Origin of the sequence: Pseudonocardia sp. ICBG1034 (assembly GCF_020131375.1) — a bacterium.
Lineage (GTDB): Bacteria > Actinomycetota > Actinomycetes > Mycobacteriales > Pseudonocardiaceae > Pseudonocardia > Pseudonocardia alni.
Genome location: NZ_JAHLEK010000015.1, coordinates 2,703,757 through 2,722,286, shown reverse-complemented (window position 1 = coordinate 2,722,286; position 18,530 = coordinate 2,703,757). Strand labels below are relative to the sequence as shown.

Below are 18,530 nucleotides of genomic sequence, written 5' to 3'. Positions count from 1 at the left end.
CTCCTGCTCGGATCTCGGATTCGTGCGTCGGTCAGGGTACCGCCACCCGGTTCACCGGCCCGCCCGAGGGGCGGGCGACCTGCCAGGATGGGCGCCATGACGGTGCGGGTGGTGGTGGCCGACGACCAGGCGGTGGTGCGGGCGGGGCTGCGGACGGTGCTCGCGGCGGCGCCGGACATCGACGTCGTCGGGGAGGCCGGGGACGGCGCGGAGGCCGCCGAGCTGGCCGAGACCCTGCGCCCGGACGTCGTGCTGATGGACGTCCGGATGCCCGGCACCGACGGCATCGAGGGGACCCGGCGGATCCGCGCGCTGCGCGACCCCGGCATCCGTGTGCTGGTGGTGACGACGTTCGACCTGGACCGCCACGTCTACGACGCCCTGCGGGCCGGCGCGTCCGGCTTCGTGCTGAAGGACGTCGAGCCGGAGGACCTCCAGGTCGCGGTGCGCACCGTGCACGCCGGGCACGAGCTGTTCGCGCCGTCGGTCACCCGCAGGCTCGTCGGCTCGTTCGTCCCGGCCGACCCGCCCGCCCCGGCCGGGCCCGCGGCCGGGCTGACCGAGCGGGAGCGGGAGGTGCTCGGGCTGGTCGCCGCCGGGCTGTCCAACGCCGAGATCGCCGACCGGCTGGTGCTGGGCGGCACGACGGTCAAGACCCACGTCTCGAACCTGCTCACCAAGCTGGGGCTGCGCGACCGGGTGCAGCTGGTGGTGTTCGCCTACGAGCACGGGCTGGTGGGAGCGGCCGGTGCCGACGGCTGAGCCCGGACCGGACGCCCCCGCTCCCGCCCCCACGCCGCTGCCCGGCACGCGCGCCGGGGACGTCGCGCTGGCGGTGCTGGCGCTGATCCTGGTCGCCCAGGAGCTGGTCACCGCCCTGGTCCTGGAGATCCCCGGCTACACCCACCGGCTCCCCCTCCCGCTGTCCGTGGCGCTGGCGGCGGTGCTGAGCCCGGCGATGGCCGCCACCGTGCTGCTGCGCCGCCACCGGCCGCGGCGCGCCTACCTGGTCCTGGCCGTGCTCGCCGCCCCGGCGATGGCGTTCCTCACCGGGTTCGCGGCGCTGCTGTGGCCGCTGCTGGCCTTCTCCGTCGCGCGGGCCCCGCAGCGCGGACCGGTCGGCGCGGCGGCCTGGGTGACGCTGCCCTGGCTCGGGGCGCTCGGGCTGGCCGGGCTCCTGCGCGTCCCGCTGTCGCCGGACCCGGCGACCGAGGCGGGGATGCTCGTCGGCGGCTCGACGGTGGTGGCGCCGCTGCTGGTGATCGCCGCCCTCGCGGGGCGCTGGAGCCGGTCCGCCGCGCTGCGCGCCGACCGGGAACGGGCCGAGACCGACAGGCTGCGGCACGGCACCGCGCTGGACGCCGAGCGGTCCCGGATCGCCGAGGAGATCGGCGGCGGGGTGCTCAGCGGTCTGCGTGGCCTGGTCGCCCAGGCCGGGGCGCTGGGCCCCGACGCGACCGAGGCCGACCTGCGTGCCGTGCGGGAGCGGGCCCGGTCGGTGCTGGCCGCGATGCGCCGGGTCCTGGGCGTGCTGCGCGCGCCCGCCGCCGTCGAGCCGGGCCCCGTCGCCGTCGCGGTGCCGGAGCCCGCCGCACCCCCGCGCCGGCGCCGGCTGCCGGTACCCGACCGGGCCGGGCTGTGGGCGCTCGTCGCGTTCGTGGTCCCGGCACTGCTGATGGGTGCGCTGGTCGCCCCGGTGGCCGGCGTGGACACCGGGCAGCCGGTCGTCGACGGGTTCCTGCGCATGCTGCAGCTGCCGTGGCGGGACCCGGCCGCGGCGGTCGTCGTCATGGCGCAGTTCGCACTCGTCGCCTGGTGGCGGACCGCGCCGGTGCCGGCGCTGCTGCTCGCCGGAGCCGGGTCGCTCGCCGCGGGTCTGCTCGACGGCTCGAACGTGTTCGCCGAGTCGGCCTGGGTCCTGCTGGTCTGGGGCGCGGCGACGGCGGCGCCGGTCGTGCCGTCCGCGGTGGCCGTGGTGGTGTCGACACTCGTCGTCGTCGCCGGGGGTGTCCTGACGGGGGTGTGGGACCGGCTCGGCTACCCGGAGTCGGTGGTGGTGCTGAACTTCCTGGCCGTGGTGCCGCTGTGGGCGGCCGGGGTCGCGGTCCGCCACCACCGGCTCGACACCGCGGCCCGGCGACGCGCGCTCACCGAGGCCGGCGTGCGCGACGCGCTCACCCGCGAACGCCTGCGTGTGGCCCGCGACCTGCACGACGTCGTCGCCCACCACGTGTCCGCGGTGGCGGTGCAGGCCGGGGCCGCGCGGCTCGCCGCCGACCCGGCGACGCGCGCCGAGGCGCTCGGGCACATCGCCGACTCGGTCCGCCGGGTCGCCGAGGCGCTGCCGGCACTCGCCGACCTGGGTCCGGACCCGGACGGCGCGGACCTGTCCCCCGCCGCGCTGGAGGCGCTGGTCGCGCCGTCCCGCTCGGCGGGTCTGCCGGTCGAGGTGACGGTCGGGGGCTCTCCGGCGGGGACGCCCGGTGAAGCGGAGCTGTTCGCGCGGCGCATCGTCACCGAGGCCCTGACCAACACCCTGCGCCACGCCGGGCCCACCCCCACCCGGGTGCGGGTCACCCGGGGCGGCGACGGCGGACCCGTCGTCGTGGAGGTCGACGACGACGGCCCGGTACCCGGCCACCGGCCCGACGGCACCGGCTCCGGCCTGGGCCTGCTCGGCATGCGGGAACGGGTCGCGCTGCTCGGCGGCGATCTGTACACCGGCCCCGGCGACGGTCCGGGGTGGACGGTCCGCGCGGTGCTGCCCCGCAGCCCGCTCGTCCGCGAGGACGACCCCGCCGCGTCGCCGATCTCGTCCTGCGCGCCGATCCGCGAGGGGGCACCCGGCTCGTAGCGTCGGCCCCCACGAGCGGGGAGGGACCGATGACAGCACAGCAGCAGCTCCGGGCCGGGCCGGTGACCGACACCGGCGCGACGCTCGAGGTCGACGCGCTGACCAAGCGCTACGGCGGCACCGTCGCCCTGGACGGGGTGAGCTTCGACGTCCGCCCGGGCGAGATCTTCGGCTTCGTCGGTTCCAACGGCGCCGGGAAGACGACGACGATGCGGATCGCCCTCGGGGTGCTGGCGGCGGACTCCGGGCAGGTCCGCCTCGGCGGGCGCCCGGTCGATCTCGACGTGCGCCGCACGATCGGCTACATGCCCGAGGAGCGCGGGCTGTACCCGAAGATGAAGGTCGGCGAGCAGCTGACCTACCTGGCCGAGCTGCACGGCGTCGACCGGGCCGCGGCGCGCCGGGCGGTGCTGCGCTGGGCCGAGCAGCTCGGCGTCGATCACCGGCTCGGTGACACCGTCGACGCCCTCAGCCTGGGCAACCAGCAGCGTGTGCAGCTGGCCGCCGCGCTCGTGCACGACCCGGCGGTGCTGGTGCTCGACGAGCCGTTCTCCGGGCTGGACCCGGTCGCCGTCGACGTGATGAGCGAGGTGCTGCGGGAGAAGGCCCGCGCCGGGGTGCCGGTGCTGTTCTCCAGCCACCAGCTCGACCTGGTGCAGCGGCTGTGCGACCGGGTCGGGATCCTCGTGGCCGGCCGGATGCGGACCGTCGGCACCGTCGGCGAGGTGCGCCGCGGTGGCGGCACCCGGCTGGAGGTCCACGCCCCCGCCGCCGCGCCCGGCTGGGCGCAGGGCCTGCCCGGGGTCACCGTGCTCGCCCAGGACCGTGGCCGCACCGTCCTGGCGCTCGGCGACGGCGCCGACGACCAGCGGGTACTCGCCGCGGCGCTCGCCACCGGGCCGGTGCGCGGCTTCACCGTCACCACGCCGTCGCTGACCGATCTGTACCGGGAGGTCGTCGCATGACCGGGTCCGCCACCCTGCCCGCGCACCGCGCGGTCGCGCTCGTCGCGCGTCGCGAGTTCCGGGTGCAGGTGCACAAGCGCAGCTTCTGGATCAGCAACGCGATCATGGTGCTGGTCATCGTCGGCGGCATGGTCGCCTACGCGGTGTTCGGCTCCGGCGGCGACGACCGTCCCACCGTCGGGGTGGCCGGAGACGCCTCGCTCACCGCGGCGGTCGCGGCCGCCGGGGATCGGCTCGGCCTGCCCGTCGAGGTCCGGGAGGTGCCGTCCGCGGCCGCCGGGCGCGACGCCGTCGCCGCCGGGGAGCTCGACGTCGCCCTGACCGCGGACGGCCCGGCGGGCGCGGTGGCCGTCGTCGACTCGGACGTGCCGTCGGCGACCCGCGCGGTGCTCGACGCCGCGCTCGCCGACCGGGCCACCGCGGCCGCGCTGGCGACGGTGGGCCTCACCCCGGCCGAGCTGGCCGCCGCGACCCCGCCCGCCGGGCTCACCGTCGACGCGCTCGACCCCGCCGATCCCGAGGCCGGGCAGCGCACCGCGCTGTCGTTCGTCGTGCTGATCGTGATGTTCATGCAGATCGTGGGCTTCGGCCTCACCGTCGCCATGGGCGTGGTCGAGGAGAAGTCCAGCCGCGTGGTGGAGCTGCTGCTGTCGACGATCCGCCCGCTGCACCTGCTGTGGGGCAAGGTGCTGGGGATCGGCGCCGTCGGGCTGGTGCAGCTGCTGCTCTACGGCGTCGTCGGCATCGGCGCCGGGATCGCCACCGGGCTCCTGACGATCACCGGCACCGCGCTCGGGGTGTTCGGCGCCGCGCTGGGCTGGTTCGTCCTCGGCTACGCGTTCTTCGCGGTGCTCTACGCCGCGGCCGGGTCCCTCGTGTCACGCCAGGAGGACGTCAACAGCACGACCGGGCCGCTGATGATGCTGTTGTTCGCGATGTACGGCGTCTCGTTCTGGTTCCTGGGCTCGCCGGACTCCGCGGTGCTCGGCGTGTTGTCGTGGATCCCGCCGTTCCCGGCGATGCTGATGCCGCTGATGATCGCCGACGGGTCGGCGACCGCGTGGCACGTCGCCGGGTCGGCCCTGGTCATGCTGGTGGCGCTGGTCCTGCTGGCGAAGGCGGGCGCCCGGGTCTACGAGCGGTCGGTGCTGCGGATCGGGGCGACCGTGCCGTGGCGGGAGGCGCTCAGATCTCGATGAGCTCGTGCGGCAGCCCGGTCAGCGGCACGGCCGGGCCGCCCGCGACGACGTGCAGGGTGTCCTCGATCCGCACCCCGCCCCGTCCGTCGAGGTAGACGCCCGGCTCGACGGTCACGACGTTGCCGGCCTCGATCCGCCCGGTGGCGGTGGTCCCGAGCCACGGCGGCTCGTGCACCGCGAGCCCGACCCCGTGGCCGAGGCCGTGCGGGAACCGTTCGCCGTGCCCGGCGGCGGTGATCACGTCCCGGGCGGCCGCGTCGACGGCGGTCACCGACGCCCCGGCGACGAGTGCGGCCCGCCCGGCCGCGGCGGCGGCGTCGACCAGGGCGTGCAGCTCACGCTGCCAGTCCGCGGCCGGGCCCAGGCAGAACGTGCGCGTGGTGTCGGAGTGGTAGCCGTCCAGCGCCGCCCCGAAGTCGATCTTGACGAGGTCGCCGCGACGCAGCTCGGTGCCGGTGGGGCGGTGGTGCGGTACCGCGGAGTGCGGGCCGGCGGCGAGGATGGTGTCGAAGGCGGGGCCGTCGGCGCCCAGGCGGCGCATCCGGTCGTCGAGGTCGAGCGCGACGTCGGCCTCGGTGCGCCCCGGGCGCAGGCCGCCGTCGTCGAGCAGGGAGCGCAGCGCGGTGTCGGCCAGCGCGCAGGCCGCGGCGATCCGCTCGACCTCGCCGGCGTCCTTGACCGCGCGCAGCCGCCCGGCCAGGCCGGGGGCGCGGCGCAGCCTGCGGCCGGGGACGGCGTCGCGGACCGCGGCCAGCCCGTCGACGGTGAGGGTCGCCGAGTCGTAGCCGAGGGTCAGCCCGGCGGGGACCCGGGTCGCGGCGGCCGGCGCGCTCGGCCGGTCGACGAGGACCTCCAGGCCGGGGCACTGCTCCGCAGCCTGGACCCGGTAGCGCCCGTCGGTGCAGAGCAGGTCGCCGCCCGGGTCGGCGGCGATCACCGCGGCGGCGTTGGAGCCGGTGAACCCGGTGAGGTGCCGGACGTCGAGCAGGTCGGTGACCAGCAGCGCGTCCAGTCCGGCGGCGGGGAGCAGGGCGCGCAGGGCGTCGCGCCGGGCGGGGTGGGACATGGCCCGAACCCTATGTCTAGGGTCGCGGCCATGGGTCTCTACTTCCGCCAGCTGCTGTCGGGCCAGGACTACGCCGTGGGTGACCCGGTGGCCACCCAGATGGTCAACTTCTCGTACCTGATCGGCGACGACGAGACCCGCGAGGCCGTCGTCGTCGACCCGGCCTACTCCCCCGACGAGCTGCTCGCGACCCTCGACGCCGACGGCATGCGCCTGACCGGGGTGCTGGCCACGCACCACCACCCCGACCACGTCGGCGGCACGATGATGGGCTTCGACCTCGTCGGCGTCGCGCAGCTGATCGGGTCGCACCCGGTGCCGATCCACGTGCAGCGCGCGGAGGCCGACTACGTGACGCGGGTGACCGGGCTGTCCGCGACCGACCTGACCCCGCACGACCACGACGACGTCGTCGAGGTGGGGAACGTCGCGATCCGGCTGCTGCACACCCCCGGCCACACCCCGGGCAGCCAGTGCTTCCTGGTGCCCGGCCCGGACGGCGACCGGCTCGTCGCCGGGGACACGCTGTTCCTGCAGGGCTGCGGGCGCACCGACTTCCCGGGCGGCGACACCGCGCAGATGTACCACTCGCTGCAGCAGCTGGCAGCGCTGAAGGGCAACCCGACGGTCTACCCGGGGCACCGGTACTCGCCGGCGTCGAACGCCCCGCTCGACGACGTGCGGGCCACCAACACCGTCTACCGGGCGACCTCGGCCGAGCAGTTCGTGGCCGCGTTCGGGTCATGACGGCCGGACCGTGACGGCCGGGTCGTGACCCCGGCCGCGGTGGTGCCCGTCGAGGGGGCCGGCGACGCCGCGGTGCTCGAGACCCTCGCGCGACGTCGCGGCACCCCGCCCGGCGACGTGGCGATCGTCGTCCTGCACGGCTACACCGACCTGGGCACCGCCCTGGCGGCCCTCGCCCCCTCCGCCCCGGACCGGGTCGCCGTGCTGTGCGACGCCGGGGCCGCGGCGTCCTGCCGCCGGGCCGCCGGGGCGGCGGTGCCGGTCCGGGTGTGCGACGCCGACCTGGAGGACGAGCTGCTGCGCGCGCTCGGCACCGCGCGGGTGCACGCCGTCCTCGACGCCTGCGGTGAGCTCGCCGCGCTGCACGCCCTGGCCCGTCAGCCCGGCCGCCGCGGCCGCGGCGGCCGCGGCGGCTGCGAGAACCTGCGCCGGTTCCTCTCGGCACGCTCCGGGCGCAGAGGCGCGCTGTTCGCCGCCGAGCTGGACCTGCGGGCGCTACCGGACCCGCTGCGCCGGGTCCTCGACGACGTCGGTCTCCGACCGGGGTGCGGGGTCGGTCCCGTCGGTCGCGATCCACGCCGCGGAGAACACCAGCAGCCGCGACAGCAGGAACAGGAAGAACAGCGTCGCGAGCACGGTGCCGAACACGGCCCCGCCCGCGGTGTCGGACACGACGCCGACGGCCAGCGCGGCCCCGAGCTTGAGCAGCTCCAGCGCGACCGCGCCGACGGCGGCGGGACGCACGACCCGGCCCGGCGGGACCGGCCGGCGCGGCAGCCGGGCCAGCACGAAGCAGAACACGGCCCAGTCCAGGACCAGCACCACGACGGCGCCGAGCACCCGCAGCGCGACCCGGCCGCCGAGCGCGTCGCGGACGCCGACCAGCTCCAGGGTGAACCCGGCCAGCCCGGTCGCGGCGAACGTCACCACCACCGAGGCGAGGACGGCGGCGCCGAGCACGGCCAGCGCGCCCAGGTCCCACAGGACCCGGCGCGGCGAGACGATCCGCTCGGCGGGCAGCCGGAACTGCGCCGACAGCGCCTCCCGCAGGTACGACGTCCACGTCGACCCGGCCCACAGCACCCCGAGCGCACCGATCCCGACGAGCGACCCGCTGCGGTCGGCGGCGGCCTCCACGGCGGGGGCGACGGCGCCGGTCAGCCCGGCCGGGAACGCCGCCTCGACGGCGAGGACCAGGTCGTCGCGGGAGGTGGTGCGCCAGAACACGAGCAGCCCGAGAGCGAAGAACAGGACGAGCAGCAGCGGCACCGCCGCGATCACCGTGTAGAACGCGACCGCGGCGGACAGGTGGTTGCCGCGCTGGTGGCGGTAGCGGTCGGCGGCCCGGCGGGCGTGCGCGACCCCCGCCCGGACCGCCACCTCAGCCGCTGATCGCCGCGTACGCGGTCGCGAGCAGGCCCGCGTCCGGGCCCTCCAGGCGGCCGGGCTCGGCGAGCCCGTCGAGCACGACGAAGCGCAGCGTCCCGGCCCGGGACTTCTTGTCCCCGCGCATGGTCTCGGTCAGCTCGTCGAGCACGCCGGGCTCGTAGCGCGTCGGCAGCCCGACCAGCTCCAGCACCTCGCGGTGCAGGTCGGCGGTGGCGTCGTCGAGCCGCCCCGCGGCGCGGGCCAGCTCGGCGGCGAACACCAGGCCGACCGCGACGGCGTTGCCGTGCCGCCACCGGTAGCGCTCGCGGCGCTCCACGGCGTGGCCGAGGGTGTGGCCGTAGTTGAGGATCTCCCGCAGGTGCGACTCGCGCAGGTCCGCCCCGACGACGTCGGCCTTCACCCGGATCGCGCGGCGCACCAGCTCGCCGAGCACCGGCCCGGCCGGGTCCAGCGCGGCGGCCGGGTCGGCGCGGACGCGGTCGAGGATGACCGGGTCGGCGATGAACCCGGCCTTCCACACCTCCGCGGACCCGGCGACGAGCTCGGGACGCGGCAGCGTGCGCAGCGTGTCGAGGTCGACGAGCACCGCGGACGGCTCGTGGAAGGCGCCCACCAGGTTCTTCCCGGCGGCGGTGTTGATGCCGGTCTTCCCGCCGACGGCGGCGTCGACCATCGCGAGCAGCGTGGTCGGGACGTGCACGACCCGTACCCCGCGCATCCAGGTCGCGGCGACGAACCCCGCCAGGTCGGTGACCGCTCCCCCGCCGAACCCGACGACCACGTCGGCCCGGGTCAGCGCGGCACGGGCACAGGCGTCCCAGCAGTCGGCCAGCGAGGCCAGGGACTTGCCGTCCTCGGCGTCGGGCACCTCGTGGGTGAACGCGGCCAGCCCGGCGGCCTCCAGCTCGGCGCGGGCGGCACCGGCGCGGTCGGCGAGCGTCGGCGGGTGCAGCACGAGGACCCGGCCCGCCCCGGTGCCGGCGACGACCTCGGCCAGCCGCGCGGCCACCCCGGCGCCGACGAGCACCGGATAGGGCTGCTCGGTGCGGACGTCGATGCGGACCGAGCCGTCGGACTCGGTGGTGCCGGAGGTGTCGGGCAGCGTGCCGGACGGTGTGGCCGTCATCGGGTCTCCGCCCGCTCGGTGCCGGCCCCGTCCTGCGGCGAGCCGAAGCCGGGCGCCGGCAGTGTCGAGTCCTGGCGCGGGGTGGGCCGGTCGAACGGGTCGGCGGCGTCCGGGGAGGCCTCGGGCAGCGCGGACGGGCCGTGCCCGAGCTCGGCCAGCACGGCGGCGACGACCTGGTTGGGGCTGCGGCGCACCGTCGTGACCGCCACGGTGGCGACCTCGGCGTAGAGCGGGGCCCGCTCGGCCAGCAGCGCCCGGAACGTCGCCCGCGGGTTCACCCCGGCCAGCAGCGGGCGCGCGGTGGACATCCCGGTGCGGCGCATCCCGTCGGCGAGGTCCACCTCGAGCGCGACGACGCGGTGCCCCGCGAGCAGTGCGCGGGTCTCGGCGGCCAGCACGGAGCCGCCGCCGAGGGCGAGGACGCCGTGCCCGGCGCGCAGCTCCTCGGCGACGACCTCGCGCTCCAGCGTGCGGAACGCGGCCTCGCCCTCCTGCACGAACATCTCCGCGATCGGCTTGCCGATGCGGGCGACGATCGCGGCGTCGGTGTCGGCGAAGTCCAGGCCGAGCCGCTGTGCGAGCAGCGAGCCGACCGTGCTCTTGCCGGACCCGGGCGGGCCGACGAGCACCACCCAGGGGCGGCCCTCGGCGTCGGGGGCCGGGGTGGGGGCCGGCGCGGTCACCGCTGCCCCGCCAGGTAGGAGGCCAGGTTGCGGCGGGTCTCGTCGAGCGAGTCGCCGCCGAACTTCTCCAGTGCGGCCTGGGCCAGCACCAGCGCCACCATCGTCTCGACGACGACCCCGGCACGCGGCACGGCGCAGGCGTCGGAGCGCTGGTGGATGGCGGTGGCCTCCTCGCCGGTGGTGGTGTCGATGGTGCGCAGCGCCCGGGGGACGGTGGAGATGGGCTTCATCGCGACCCGGACCCGGACCGGCTCGCCGTTGGTCATGCCGCCCTCGATGCCGCCGGCCCGGTTGGTGAGCCGGGTGACCGGCACGGTGCCCGCCGGACCCTGCCCTGGCGAGCCGGCGGGGACCATCTCGTCGTGAGCGACGGAGCCGCGGCGGTGCGCGGTGCGGAAGCCGTCGCCGATCTCGACGCCCTTCATCGCCTGGATACCCATCAGCGCGGCGGCGAGCCGGGCGTCGAGCCGGCGGTCGGCCTGCACGTAGGTGCCGACGCCGACCGGCATCCCGTAGGCGATGACCTCGATGACCCCGCCGAGGGTGTCGCCCGCCTCGTGCGCGGCGTCGATCTCGGCGGCCATCGCGGCGCCGGTGGCGTCGGTGAAGGCGCGCACCGGGTTGGCGTCGATGCGGTCGAGGTCGGCGGGGCCGGGCAGCGGCTCGTCGTCCGGGGCGTCGACGGCGCCGATGCCCACGACGTGGGACACGATCGTCACGCCGAGGGCCTGCTGCAGGAACGCCTTGGCGACGGTGCCGAGCACGACGCGGGCGGCGGTCTCGCGTGCGCTGGCGCGCTCCAGGACCGGGCGGGCCTCGTCGAAGCCGTACTTGGTCATGCCGGCGAGGTCGGCGTGGCCGGGACGGGGCCGGGTCAGCGGCGCGTTGCGGGCGCGGTGCGCGATCAGCTCCGGGTCCACCGGGTCGGCGGCCATCACCGTCTCCCACTTGGGCCACTCGGTGTTGGCGATGCGGACCGCGACCGGCCCACCCTGCGTGAGGCCGTGCCGCAGGCCGCCGATGACCTCCAGCTCGTCGGCCTCGAACGCCATCCGCGGGCTGCGGCCGTAGCCGAGCTTGCGGCGGGCCAGCTCGGCCTGCAGCTCCTTGGTGGTGACCGAGACCCCGGCGACCATGCCCTCCAGCACGCCCACCAGGGCCGGACCGTGGGACTCCCCGGCGGTGATCCATCGCAGCACGGCGACCATCCTCTCACCCGGGGATCCGGGCCCCCGACAGCACCACGACCGCGGGCACCACGACCCCCAGTGCCGCACCGAGCAGGACCGGGCCGTGCGGCAGCCTGCTCCCCCACCCGGCCCGCCCGGCCCCGACCGCGACGAGCGCCACCGCCGCCGAGACGACCGCGGCCAGCACCGCGACCACCGGCAGCGCCGCCCATCCCGCACCGGCGGCCGCGGCGCCCACCGGACCGGCGAGCTTCACGTCGCCGCCGCCCATCGCCCGCGGTGAGACCAGGTGCACCACCAGGTAGGCGCCGCCGAGCAGCACCGCCCCGGCCAGGCCGCGCCCCACCGCGGCACCCCCGGCCGGCACGAGCGCCGCGGGCACCAGCGCGAGTGCGGGCAGGGTGAGCGCGTTCGGCAGCCGCCGCACCAGCAGGTCGGTCGCGGATCCCGCCACGGCCAGCCAGGACAGCACCGCGAGCAGCGCCGTCCACCGCGGGTCGAGCAGCCCCGAGACGACCAGCCCCGCCGTCGCCGCCCCGCACAGCGCCAGCCCCGCCTCGCACCACCCGGCCGGGACCGGTGCGCCGCGCGGCAGCCGGGCCAGCCATCGCCGGGTCGCGACGCCGGCGCCCCCGCCGAGGACGGCGGCGACCAGGACGGTGGCGGTGGCGGTGGCGGCGAGGTCCATGCCTCGATCCTGGGGCGGGCCGGGCCGTCCGGACCGACGGGTTGCCCGCCTGTGGACAACCCGCCGGGCGCGGGCAGGATGACCGGAATGGGTTCCAGTGCGCCGCAGGGTGACCGCCGGGCCGGGGCGGTGGTCCGCGCCGAGGTCGACCACGGTGTCGCCGAGCTGGTGCAGGACGCGGCGCGGCCGTCGTCGTGGACGCTGCTGCTCGACGGGACGGCCCAGTCCCATGTCGACCTCGACGACCCCGAGCACCTCGAGTTCGAGTACGTCCGCCGGATCGCCCACCTCGTCGACCTCGCCGCGCCGCCCGCGGTGCCGCTGCGGGTACTGCACCTGGGCGGCGGGGCGTGGACGCTGGCCCGCTACGTCGCCGCGACCCGCCCCGGGTCGGCCCAGACCGTCGTCGAGCTCGACGGCGAGCTGGCCGCCCTGGTCGCGCACCGGCTGCCGGGCCCGGGGGTCGCCGACGGGCTGGCCGTGGTCACCGGGGAGGCGCGCGCCACCCTGGGCCGGTTCGCGCCCGCGTCGTTCGACGTCGTGGTCGTCGACGTGTTCGCCGGGGCCCGCACCCCGGCCCAGGTCACGACGGCGGAGTTCCTCACCGCCGTGCGCCGGGTGCTCGCGCCGACCGGGATGCACGTGGCGAACCTCGGCGACGGCGCCCCCTGGCCGTTCCTGCCCGGCCAGATCGCGACGGCCGGGGCGGCGTTCGCCGAGCTCGCACTCGTCGCCGCCCCGGACGTGCTGCACGGACGCCGGTTCGGCAACCTCGTGCTGGCCGCGTCGGACCGGGAGCTGCCGGTGCCCGGGGTGACCCGCCGGGCGGCCGGGGACCCGTTCCCGGCCCGGGTCCTCGACGACGCCGACACCCGCGCCCTCGGGCGCGGCGCGGGCGTCGTCACCGACGCGTGCGCCGCACCCTCGCCCCGGCCGCCGGAGGGCTTCTGGGGGCAGTGACCCCCGGGGTCAGGCCAGGGACGGGTCGACCAGGACCTTCATCTTCCGGCCCGCGTGCAGCGCCTCGAAGCCCTCCTCGACGACGTCGCGCATGGCGATCTTCTCCATCCAGCCGGTGGTGTCGTAGTGACCGTTCGCCATCAGCTCGATCACCGCCCGGTAGTCGGAGTGGGTGTAGCAGAGCGAGCCCTGGATGCGGGACTCGCCGAGGACCAGGTTGAGCAGCGGGGTCACCAGCGGCGTCTCGTAGATCGCGACGCTGACCATCGGGCGGCCCGCCCCCAGGGAGTCCAGCGCGGTCGCGACGGCCGGGGCCACCCCCGCGGCGTCGTAGCAGGCGTCGGCGCCGCGGCCGTTCGTCGCCTCCGCCACGATCGCCGGCACGTCCTGGGCGGTCGGGTCGAGGGTGTGCGCGCCGAGCCGCTCGATCGCGCCGCGCCGGGTCGCCGACGGCTCGACGACGCGGACGTCCTCCACGCCCATGCCGCGCAGCGCGAACCACAGGCCGATCCCGATCGGCCCGGCGCCGAACACCAGCGCGGTGTCGCCCGGGTTCACCCCGCCGAGCTCGGCCGCGTGGTAGGCCACGGCCATGGGCTCGACGAGCGCGCCCATCTCCAGCGACACGTTCTCCGGCAGCGGGTGCAGCATGTGCGCCGGGACGACGGTGGTCTCGGCCATGCCGCCGTCGGCCATCAGCCCGTGGAAGCCGATCTGCGCACACACGTTGTAGCGGCCCTCGGAACAGCGTGAGCAGATCCCGCAGGTGTAGAGCGGCATCACCGCGACCCGGTCGCCCTCGGTGACGCCCTCGACCCCGGCCCCGATCTCGACGACGGTCCCGGAGAACTCGTGGCCGAGGGTCAGCGGCAGCTCGCGGCCGGTCAGCGGGTGCTTCTCCCCGTTCGGGATGAAGATCGGGCCCGCGTAGTACTCGTGCAGGTCCGAGCCGCAGATGCCGTTGAACCCGACCCTCAGCCGGACCTCGCCGGGACCCACCTCGCCCTCGGGCACGTCGGTGATGTCGAGGTCCCCGGGCCCCCGGTAGACGACCGCACGCATCGCTGGCTCCTCTCGCCTGACGTCGCTGTCGGGTCCCGGTCTACCGGCGGGGGTGAGCGCCGTCACGGGTTGGACCCAGGTTGCATGCGTGCCCGGTGATGGGTCAGAACGCTCCGGCGGCGCGGGCCCGGTCGACGTTGCCGAGGTGCTCGGGGTAGGTCGTGGCGAAGCAGGAGGCGCCCTCGGTGGTGCACCGCACGAAGAACAGCCACGGGCCCGCGGCCGGGGACTCCGCGGCCGACAGCGCCGCGGTGGACACCGAGGCGACGGGCGTCGGCGGCAGCCCGGTGTTGAGGTAGGTGTTGTACGGCCCGGGGGTGCTGCGGGCCTCGGCCGTGGTGCGCAGCGCCTGCACGTCGAGCGGGTAGTTGACGGTGGAGTCCATCTCCAGGCGCTGGTTCACCGCGAGCCGGTTCTCGATCACCCGGGCCACCTTCGGCATGTCGGGGACGAGCGCCTCCTTCTCCACGACGGAGGCGAGGACGAGGGTGCGGTAGGCGTTCTCCCCGCCCAGCCCGGCGGCCTCCAGCCTGGTCGCCGACGCGGTGAGCACCTGGCGCAGCACCTGCTCCGGGGTGCCGCGCGGATCCAGGTCGTACGGCCCGGGGGCGACCAGTCCCTCCATCCGGCGCTCGGGGGCGGCCGCCCGGTAGCCCGCGCGGGCCCATTCGGGGACGGCGATCGAGGCCGGGTCGGCGTCGGCCATCGCGGCGCGCAGCGCGTCGACGCCGGTGCAGCGGGCGTCCCCGTCGGCGGTGCCGAGGCAGGTGGCGCGGGAGATCTGGGACAGCACGCCCGGGGAGACGGTGCCGTCCGGGGCGCGGGTGTCGTCCAGCTGGACACCGCCCTTGACGTCGAAGAACCCGACGCGCCGCTCCGGGTCGAGCAGCCCCTCGACCGCGGAGTCGCCGGACATCTGCGAGCGCAGCTCGTAGTAGCCGGGCTGGACCCGCTGGATGCCGGACTCCTCCGCGGCGGCCTCGACGAACGCGGCCCGGGACTTCACCACGTCCAGCCCGGCCAGGGTCTCCCCGATCGCGCTGGTGGTGTCGCCGGACTCGACGCGCACCACGACCGAGCCGCTGCCGGAGCCGGCGTAGTCGTCGGCGCCGCGCAGGTACAGGCCGACGGCGACGAGTACCGCGCCGGCCAGCAACGCCGACCCCAGCAGGGCGAGCCGCCGCCGCCGGAAGTGCACCGGGGTCGGACGGTGTCGTACGGGCCCCGCGGTCACGCTCACATCGGGCCCCGGGACGTCACGTCGTTCTCGCCGGCGCCGGTCACGGGCTCGAGGGTATCCGCCGCCGGCACGGCCCGTGGTCACCCCCGGTCACGGTGATCAGGTCCCGCGGGTGGTATCCAGCCAGCCCTGCAGGATCGCCACCGCGGCCTGCTGGTCGATGACCGCACGCTGCTTGCGGCCGCGCACGCCGCGCCCGGCCAGCTGCCGGGTCGCGACGACGGTCGTCATCCGCTCGTCGGTCAGCTCGACCGGGACCGCGCAGCCGGCCGCGGCGAGCCCCGCCTCCAGCGCGGCGGCGAACTCCCGGGCGGCGACGGCGGCCGGGCCGTCCTCGCCGCGCAGGTTCCGGGGCAGCCCCAGCACGACGCCGACGACGTCGTGCTCGGCCACCAGCGCGGCGATCCGGCGTACGTCGGCGCCGCCCTCGGCGTCGCGGGGCACGGTCTCGACCGGGGTCGCGAGGATGCCGTCCGGGTCGCACATGGCGACCCCGACGCGGACGGCGCCGACGTCGATGCCCAGGCGCCGCCCGCGGGTGGGGGTCACGGACGCAGCGCGGCGCGCAGCTTCTGCACCGCGGCGTCGATCCCGGCCGGGTCGGTGCCACCGCCCTGGGCGAGGTCGGGCTTGCCGCCGCCGCGCCCGCCGACGGCCGCGGCGAACTCCCCGATCAGCTTCCCGGCGGCGATCCCGTTGTCCCGGGCCGCCTTCGTGGTGGCGACGACGAAGGACACCTTCTCCCCGTCGACGCCGAACAGCACGACCACGCCGGGCCGGTCGCCCAGCTTGCCCCGGACGTCGGCGGCGAGGGTCCGCAGGTCGTTGCCACCGACACCGTCCGGCGCGGTGACGGCGACCAGGGCGGTCCCGTCGAGGTCCTCGGCCTGCTGGGCGAGCGCCCCGGCCGAGGCCAGGACGGCGTCGGCGCGGTGCTTCTCCAGGTCGCGCTCGGCGGTCCGCAGCCGCTCGACGATCCCGTTGATCCGCTCCGGCAGCTCCTCCGGGCGGGCCTTGAGCTGGTCGGCGAGCTGGTTGACCAGCAGGTGCTCGGTGGTGGCGTGCTTGAAGGCGTCCAGCCCGACCAGGGCCTCGACGCGGCGCACCCCGGAGCCGATGGAGGCCTCGGACAGCACCCGGACCAGGCCGAGCTCACCGGTGCGCCCGACGTGGGTGCCACCGCACAGCTCGCGCGAGTAGTCGCCCATGTCCACGACGCGCACGCGGTCGCCGTACTTCTCGCCGAACAGCATCATCGCGCCGAGCGTGCGGGCCTCGTCGATGGAGGTCTCGTAGGTCTGGATCTCCCGGTCCTCCTGGAGCACCGAGTTGACCTCCTCCTCGATCTCGACCAGCGCCGCGGGCGGCACGGCCCCGGTCGGGGAGGTGAAGTCGAACCGCAGCCGGCCCGGGGCGTTGAGCGACCCGGCCTGGGCGGCGGCGCTGCCGAGCGCGCCGCGGACCCCGGCATGCACGAGGTGGGTGGCGGTGTGCGCGCGCGAGATCGCGGACCGGCGGGTGCGGTCGACCTCGGCGACGACCTCGGCGTCGAGGGTCACGGTGCCGGCGGTGACGACGCCGCGGTGCACCCGCAGCCCGGCGACCGGGGACTGGACGTCGTCGACCCGGACCTCGAAGGACGCGCCGCGCAGCAGCCCGGTGTCGGCCTGCTGGCCGCCCGCCTCGGCGTAGAACGGGGTGCGGTCGAGCAGCACCTCGACCTGCTCGCCCTCGTGGGCGGCGGGCACGGTGGCGCCGTCGCGCAGCAGCCCGACGACGCGGGACTCCGACTGCAGCGTCTGGTAGCCGAGGAAGTCGGTGGCGCCGTGGGTGTCGAGGACGGCGCGGTAGACCGAGGCGTCGACGAAGCCGACCTTGCGCCCGGCGGCGTCGGCCTTGGCCCGCGAGCGCTGCTCGTCCATGAGCGCGGTGAAGCGCTCCCGGTCGACGGTCAGCCCGGCCTCGGCGGCCATCTCCAGCGTCAGGTCGATCGGGAAGCCGTAGGTGTCGTGCAGCGCGAACGCCTGGTCGCCGGGCAGGGTGTCACTGCCGGCGGAACGGGCGCGGGACACCGCGCCCTCGAAGATCCGCTCGCCGGCGGTCAGCGTGGCGCGGAAGGTGTCCTCCTCGGCCCGGATGACCGCGGAGATCCGCTCGAAGTCGGTGGCGAGCTCGGGGTAGGTCGGCGCCATGGTGTCGCGGACGACGGCGGCGAACTCGCCCAGGCACGGCCCGGTGACGCCGAGCAGCCGGGCCGAGCGCACGATGCGGCGCAGCAGCCGGCGCAGCACGTAGCCGCGGCCCTCGTTGCCGGGGGTGACGCCGTCGCCGACGATCATCAGCGACGAGCGGGCGTGGTCGGCGATGACGCGGAAGCGCACGTCGTCGATCTCGCCGTCCGGGCCGCCCGCGCCATAGCGCTTCCCGGACAGCTCCTCGGCCTTGGCGATGACCGGGCGGACGAGGTCGGTCTCGTAGACGTTGTTGACGCCCTGGAGCAGGAACGCGACCCGCTCGACCCCCATCCCGGTGTCGATGTTCTTGTGCGGCAGGGTGCCGATCGGGGGGTGCCCCTTCTTCGGGGACAGCGCGCCGCGCTCGTCCTGCATGAAGACGAGGTTCCAGATCTCGAGGTAGCGGTCCTCGTCGGCCTCGGGGCCGCCCTCGGCGCCGAACTCCGGGCCGCGGTCGACGTAGATCTCCGAGCAGGGGCCGCCGGGCCCGGGGACGCCCATGTCCCAGTAGTTGTCGTCGCCGCCGCGGCGCTGGATGCGCTCCTCGGGCAGGCCGGCGATCTCCTTCCAGAGCGCGATCGCCTCGTCGTCGTCGTGGTAGACGGTGACCCAGATGATCTCGGGGTCGAAGCCGTAGCCGCCCTCGTCCTGGCTGCGGGTGATCAGCGACCAGGCGAACTCGATGGCGCCGCGCTTGAAGTAGTCGCCGAAGGAGAAGTTCCCGGCCATCTGGAAGAACGTGGTGTGCCGGGTGGTCTTGCCGACCTCGTCGATGTCCGGGGTGCGGACGCACTTCTGGATCGACGTCGCGCGCGGGTAGGGAGCGGGGACGTCGCCGAGGAAGTACGGCTTGAACTGCACCATGCCCGCGTTGACGAACAGCAGCTGCGGGTCCTCGAGGATCAGCGAGGCGCTGGGGACGGGCGTGTGCCCGTTGCTCTCGAAGTGGGCGGTGAAACGACGGACGATCTCGTGGGTCTGCACCGGTGGGTCTCTCGTGACGGGTACGGCTGGCGACGGGTCGGCGACGGGGCGGGCGCCCTGCGCCCGCGCCACACCGTAGGCCGCGCGGCGTGGGGACGCCGCGGGAGGCCGGTCGTGCCAGGTTACCGGCACCCGGAGGAGGG

General features: G+C 76.2%; 17 protein-coding genes. 6 read left to right on the top strand and 11 right to left on the bottom strand.

Translation table 11 applies throughout. The annotated features are described in order from the left end of the window. Positions 1–96: 96 nt before the first annotated feature. The 4 genes from KPF22_RS14240 to KPF22_RS14225 are packed head-to-tail and all read left to right on the top strand — an operon-like array spanning position 97 to position 5,018. Entirely contained in the window at positions 97–762 is a 666-nt protein-coding gene (locus KPF22_RS14240) for a response regulator transcription factor (RefSeq protein ID WP_073574688.1), read from the top strand. Then, complete coding sequence (locus tag KPF22_RS14235; RefSeq protein WP_224402319.1) at positions 749–2,854, top strand: histidine kinase; 2,106 nt, start codon at positions 749–751, stop codon at positions 2,852–2,854. Before KPF22_RS14240 ends, KPF22_RS14235 begins: the two co-directional genes overlap by 14 nt. Before the next feature lie 29 nt (positions 2,855–2,883). After that, a complete protein-coding gene (locus tag KPF22_RS14230; protein WP_208821254.1) occupies positions 2,884–3,819 on the top strand; it encodes an ABC transporter ATP-binding protein in 936 nt (311 codons plus the stop codon). Next, a complete protein-coding gene (locus KPF22_RS14225) occupies positions 3,816–5,018 on the top strand; it encodes an ABC transporter permease (protein ID WP_208821256.1) in 1,203 nt (400 codons plus the stop codon). The genes KPF22_RS14230 and KPF22_RS14225 overlap by 4 nt, the downstream gene beginning before the upstream one ends. Here the strand turns inward: KPF22_RS14225 and KPF22_RS14220 are convergent. Then, positions 5,005–6,084: a Xaa-Pro peptidase family protein gene (locus KPF22_RS14220; RefSeq protein WP_224402318.1), complete on the bottom strand. Its 1,080-nt coding sequence runs from the start codon at positions 6,082–6,084 to the stop codon at positions 5,005–5,007. The genes KPF22_RS14225 and KPF22_RS14220 overlap by 14 nt on opposite strands. Before the next feature lie 30 nt (positions 6,085–6,114). Between KPF22_RS14220 and KPF22_RS14215 the strand changes: the two genes are divergently transcribed. Further along, a complete protein-coding gene (locus KPF22_RS14215) occupies positions 6,115–6,831 on the top strand; it encodes an MBL fold metallo-hydrolase (RefSeq protein ID WP_062395645.1) in 717 nt (238 codons plus the stop codon). On the opposite strand, the gene KPF22_RS14210 is transcribed toward KPF22_RS14215, so the two are convergent. The 6 genes from KPF22_RS14210 to KPF22_RS14185 form a co-directional block, all read right to left on the bottom strand. Further along, positions 6,826–7,197 (bottom strand): hypothetical protein, encoded by a 372-nt coding sequence (locus KPF22_RS14210; protein ID WP_224402317.1) that lies wholly within the window; start codon positions 7,195–7,197, stop codon positions 6,826–6,828. The two genes, KPF22_RS14215 and KPF22_RS14210, sit on opposite strands and share 6 nt — an antisense overlap. 129 nt (positions 7,198–7,326) lie before the next feature. Beyond that, positions 7,327–8,211 (bottom strand): YhjD/YihY/BrkB family envelope integrity protein, encoded by an 885-nt coding sequence (locus KPF22_RS14205; protein ID WP_224402316.1) that lies wholly within the window; start codon positions 8,209–8,211, stop codon positions 7,327–7,329. A gap of 1 nt (position 8,212) precedes the next feature. Next, entirely contained in the window at positions 8,213–9,346 is a 1,134-nt protein-coding gene (gene aroB, locus KPF22_RS14200; protein ID WP_224402315.1) for a 3-dehydroquinate synthase, read from the bottom strand. Next, a complete protein-coding gene (locus KPF22_RS14195; protein ID WP_308010392.1) occupies positions 9,343–10,029 on the bottom strand; it encodes a shikimate kinase in 687 nt (228 codons plus the stop codon). The genes aroB and KPF22_RS14195 overlap by 4 nt, the downstream gene beginning before the upstream one ends. Continuing rightward, the gene (aroC, locus tag KPF22_RS14190; protein ID WP_073575277.1) at positions 10,026–11,228 is read right to left on the bottom strand and encodes a chorismate synthase; all 1,203 of its coding nucleotides are present in this window, start codon (positions 11,226–11,228) and stop codon (positions 10,026–10,028) included. The genes KPF22_RS14195 and aroC overlap by 4 nt, the downstream gene beginning before the upstream one ends. A 13-nt stretch (positions 11,229–11,241) precedes the next feature. Next, positions 11,242–11,907 (bottom strand): prepilin peptidase, encoded by a 666-nt coding sequence (locus KPF22_RS14185; protein WP_224402314.1) that lies wholly within the window; start codon positions 11,905–11,907, stop codon positions 11,242–11,244. Between the two features lie 87 nt (positions 11,908–11,994). Here KPF22_RS14185 and KPF22_RS14180 point away from each other — a divergent pair, with 87 nt between their 5' ends. Continuing rightward, on the top strand, positions 11,995–12,867 hold the full coding sequence (locus tag KPF22_RS14180) for a spermidine synthase (protein WP_224402313.1): 873 nt from the start codon (positions 11,995–11,997) through the stop codon (positions 12,865–12,867). Positions 12,868–12,876: 9 nt separating this feature from the next. Here the strand turns inward: KPF22_RS14180 and KPF22_RS14175 are convergent, their stop codons facing one another. From KPF22_RS14175 to alaS, 4 genes are all read right to left on the bottom strand, one after another. Next, positions 12,877–13,929 (bottom strand): 2,3-butanediol dehydrogenase, encoded by a 1,053-nt coding sequence (locus tag KPF22_RS14175; protein ID WP_224402312.1) that lies wholly within the window; start codon positions 13,927–13,929, stop codon positions 12,877–12,879. Between the two features lie 103 nt (positions 13,930–14,032). Next, positions 14,033–15,127, bottom strand: coding sequence for an endolytic transglycosylase MltG (gene mltG, locus KPF22_RS14170; RefSeq protein ID WP_208826930.1), 1,095 nt, complete (start codon positions 15,125–15,127; stop codon positions 14,033–14,035). 141 nt (positions 15,128–15,268) lie between these two features. Continuing rightward, a complete protein-coding gene (gene ruvX / locus KPF22_RS14165; protein ID WP_208826928.1) occupies positions 15,269–15,718 on the bottom strand; it encodes a Holliday junction resolvase RuvX in 450 nt (149 codons plus the stop codon). Further along, the gene (alaS, locus tag KPF22_RS14160; RefSeq protein WP_208826926.1) at positions 15,715–18,387 is read right to left on the bottom strand and encodes an alanine--tRNA ligase; all 2,673 of its coding nucleotides are present in this window, start codon (positions 18,385–18,387) and stop codon (positions 15,715–15,717) included. Before alaS ends, ruvX begins: the two co-directional genes overlap by 4 nt. Positions 18,388–18,530 lie beyond the last annotated feature (143 nt).

What these genes read in the sequence shown, in the direction of transcription:
- KPF22_RS14215 (WP_062395645.1), top strand. Translation starts at nt 6,115, where the DNA reads ATGGGTCTCTACTTCCGCCAGCTGCTGTCGGGCCAGGACTACGCCGTG.
- aroB (WP_224402315.1), bottom strand. Translation starts at nt 9,346, where the DNA reads ATGACGGCCACACCGTCCGGCACGCTGCCCGACACCTCCGGCACCACC.
- KPF22_RS14175 (WP_224402312.1), bottom strand. Translation starts at nt 13,929, where the DNA reads ATGCGTGCGGTCGTCTACCGGGGGCCCGGGGACCTCGACATCACCGAC.
- KPF22_RS14185 (WP_224402314.1), bottom strand. Translation starts at nt 11,907, where the DNA reads ATGGACCTCGCCGCCACCGCCACCGCCACCGTCCTGGTCGCCGCCGTC.
- KPF22_RS14180 (WP_224402313.1), top strand. Translation starts at nt 11,995, where the DNA reads ATGGGTTCCAGTGCGCCGCAGGGTGACCGCCGGGCCGGGGCGGTGGTC.
- KPF22_RS14220 (WP_224402318.1), bottom strand. Translation starts at nt 6,084, where the DNA reads ATGTCCCACCCCGCCCGGCGCGACGCCCTGCGCGCCCTGCTCCCCGCC.
- KPF22_RS14240 (WP_073574688.1), top strand. Translation starts at nt 97, where the DNA reads ATGACGGTGCGGGTGGTGGTGGCCGACGACCAGGCGGTGGTGCGGGCG.
- KPF22_RS14225 (WP_208821256.1), top strand. Translation starts at nt 3,816, where the DNA reads ATGACCGGGTCCGCCACCCTGCCCGCGCACCGCGCGGTCGCGCTCGTC.
- KPF22_RS14230 (WP_208821254.1), top strand. Translation starts at nt 2,884, where the DNA reads ATGACAGCACAGCAGCAGCTCCGGGCCGGGCCGGTGACCGACACCGGC.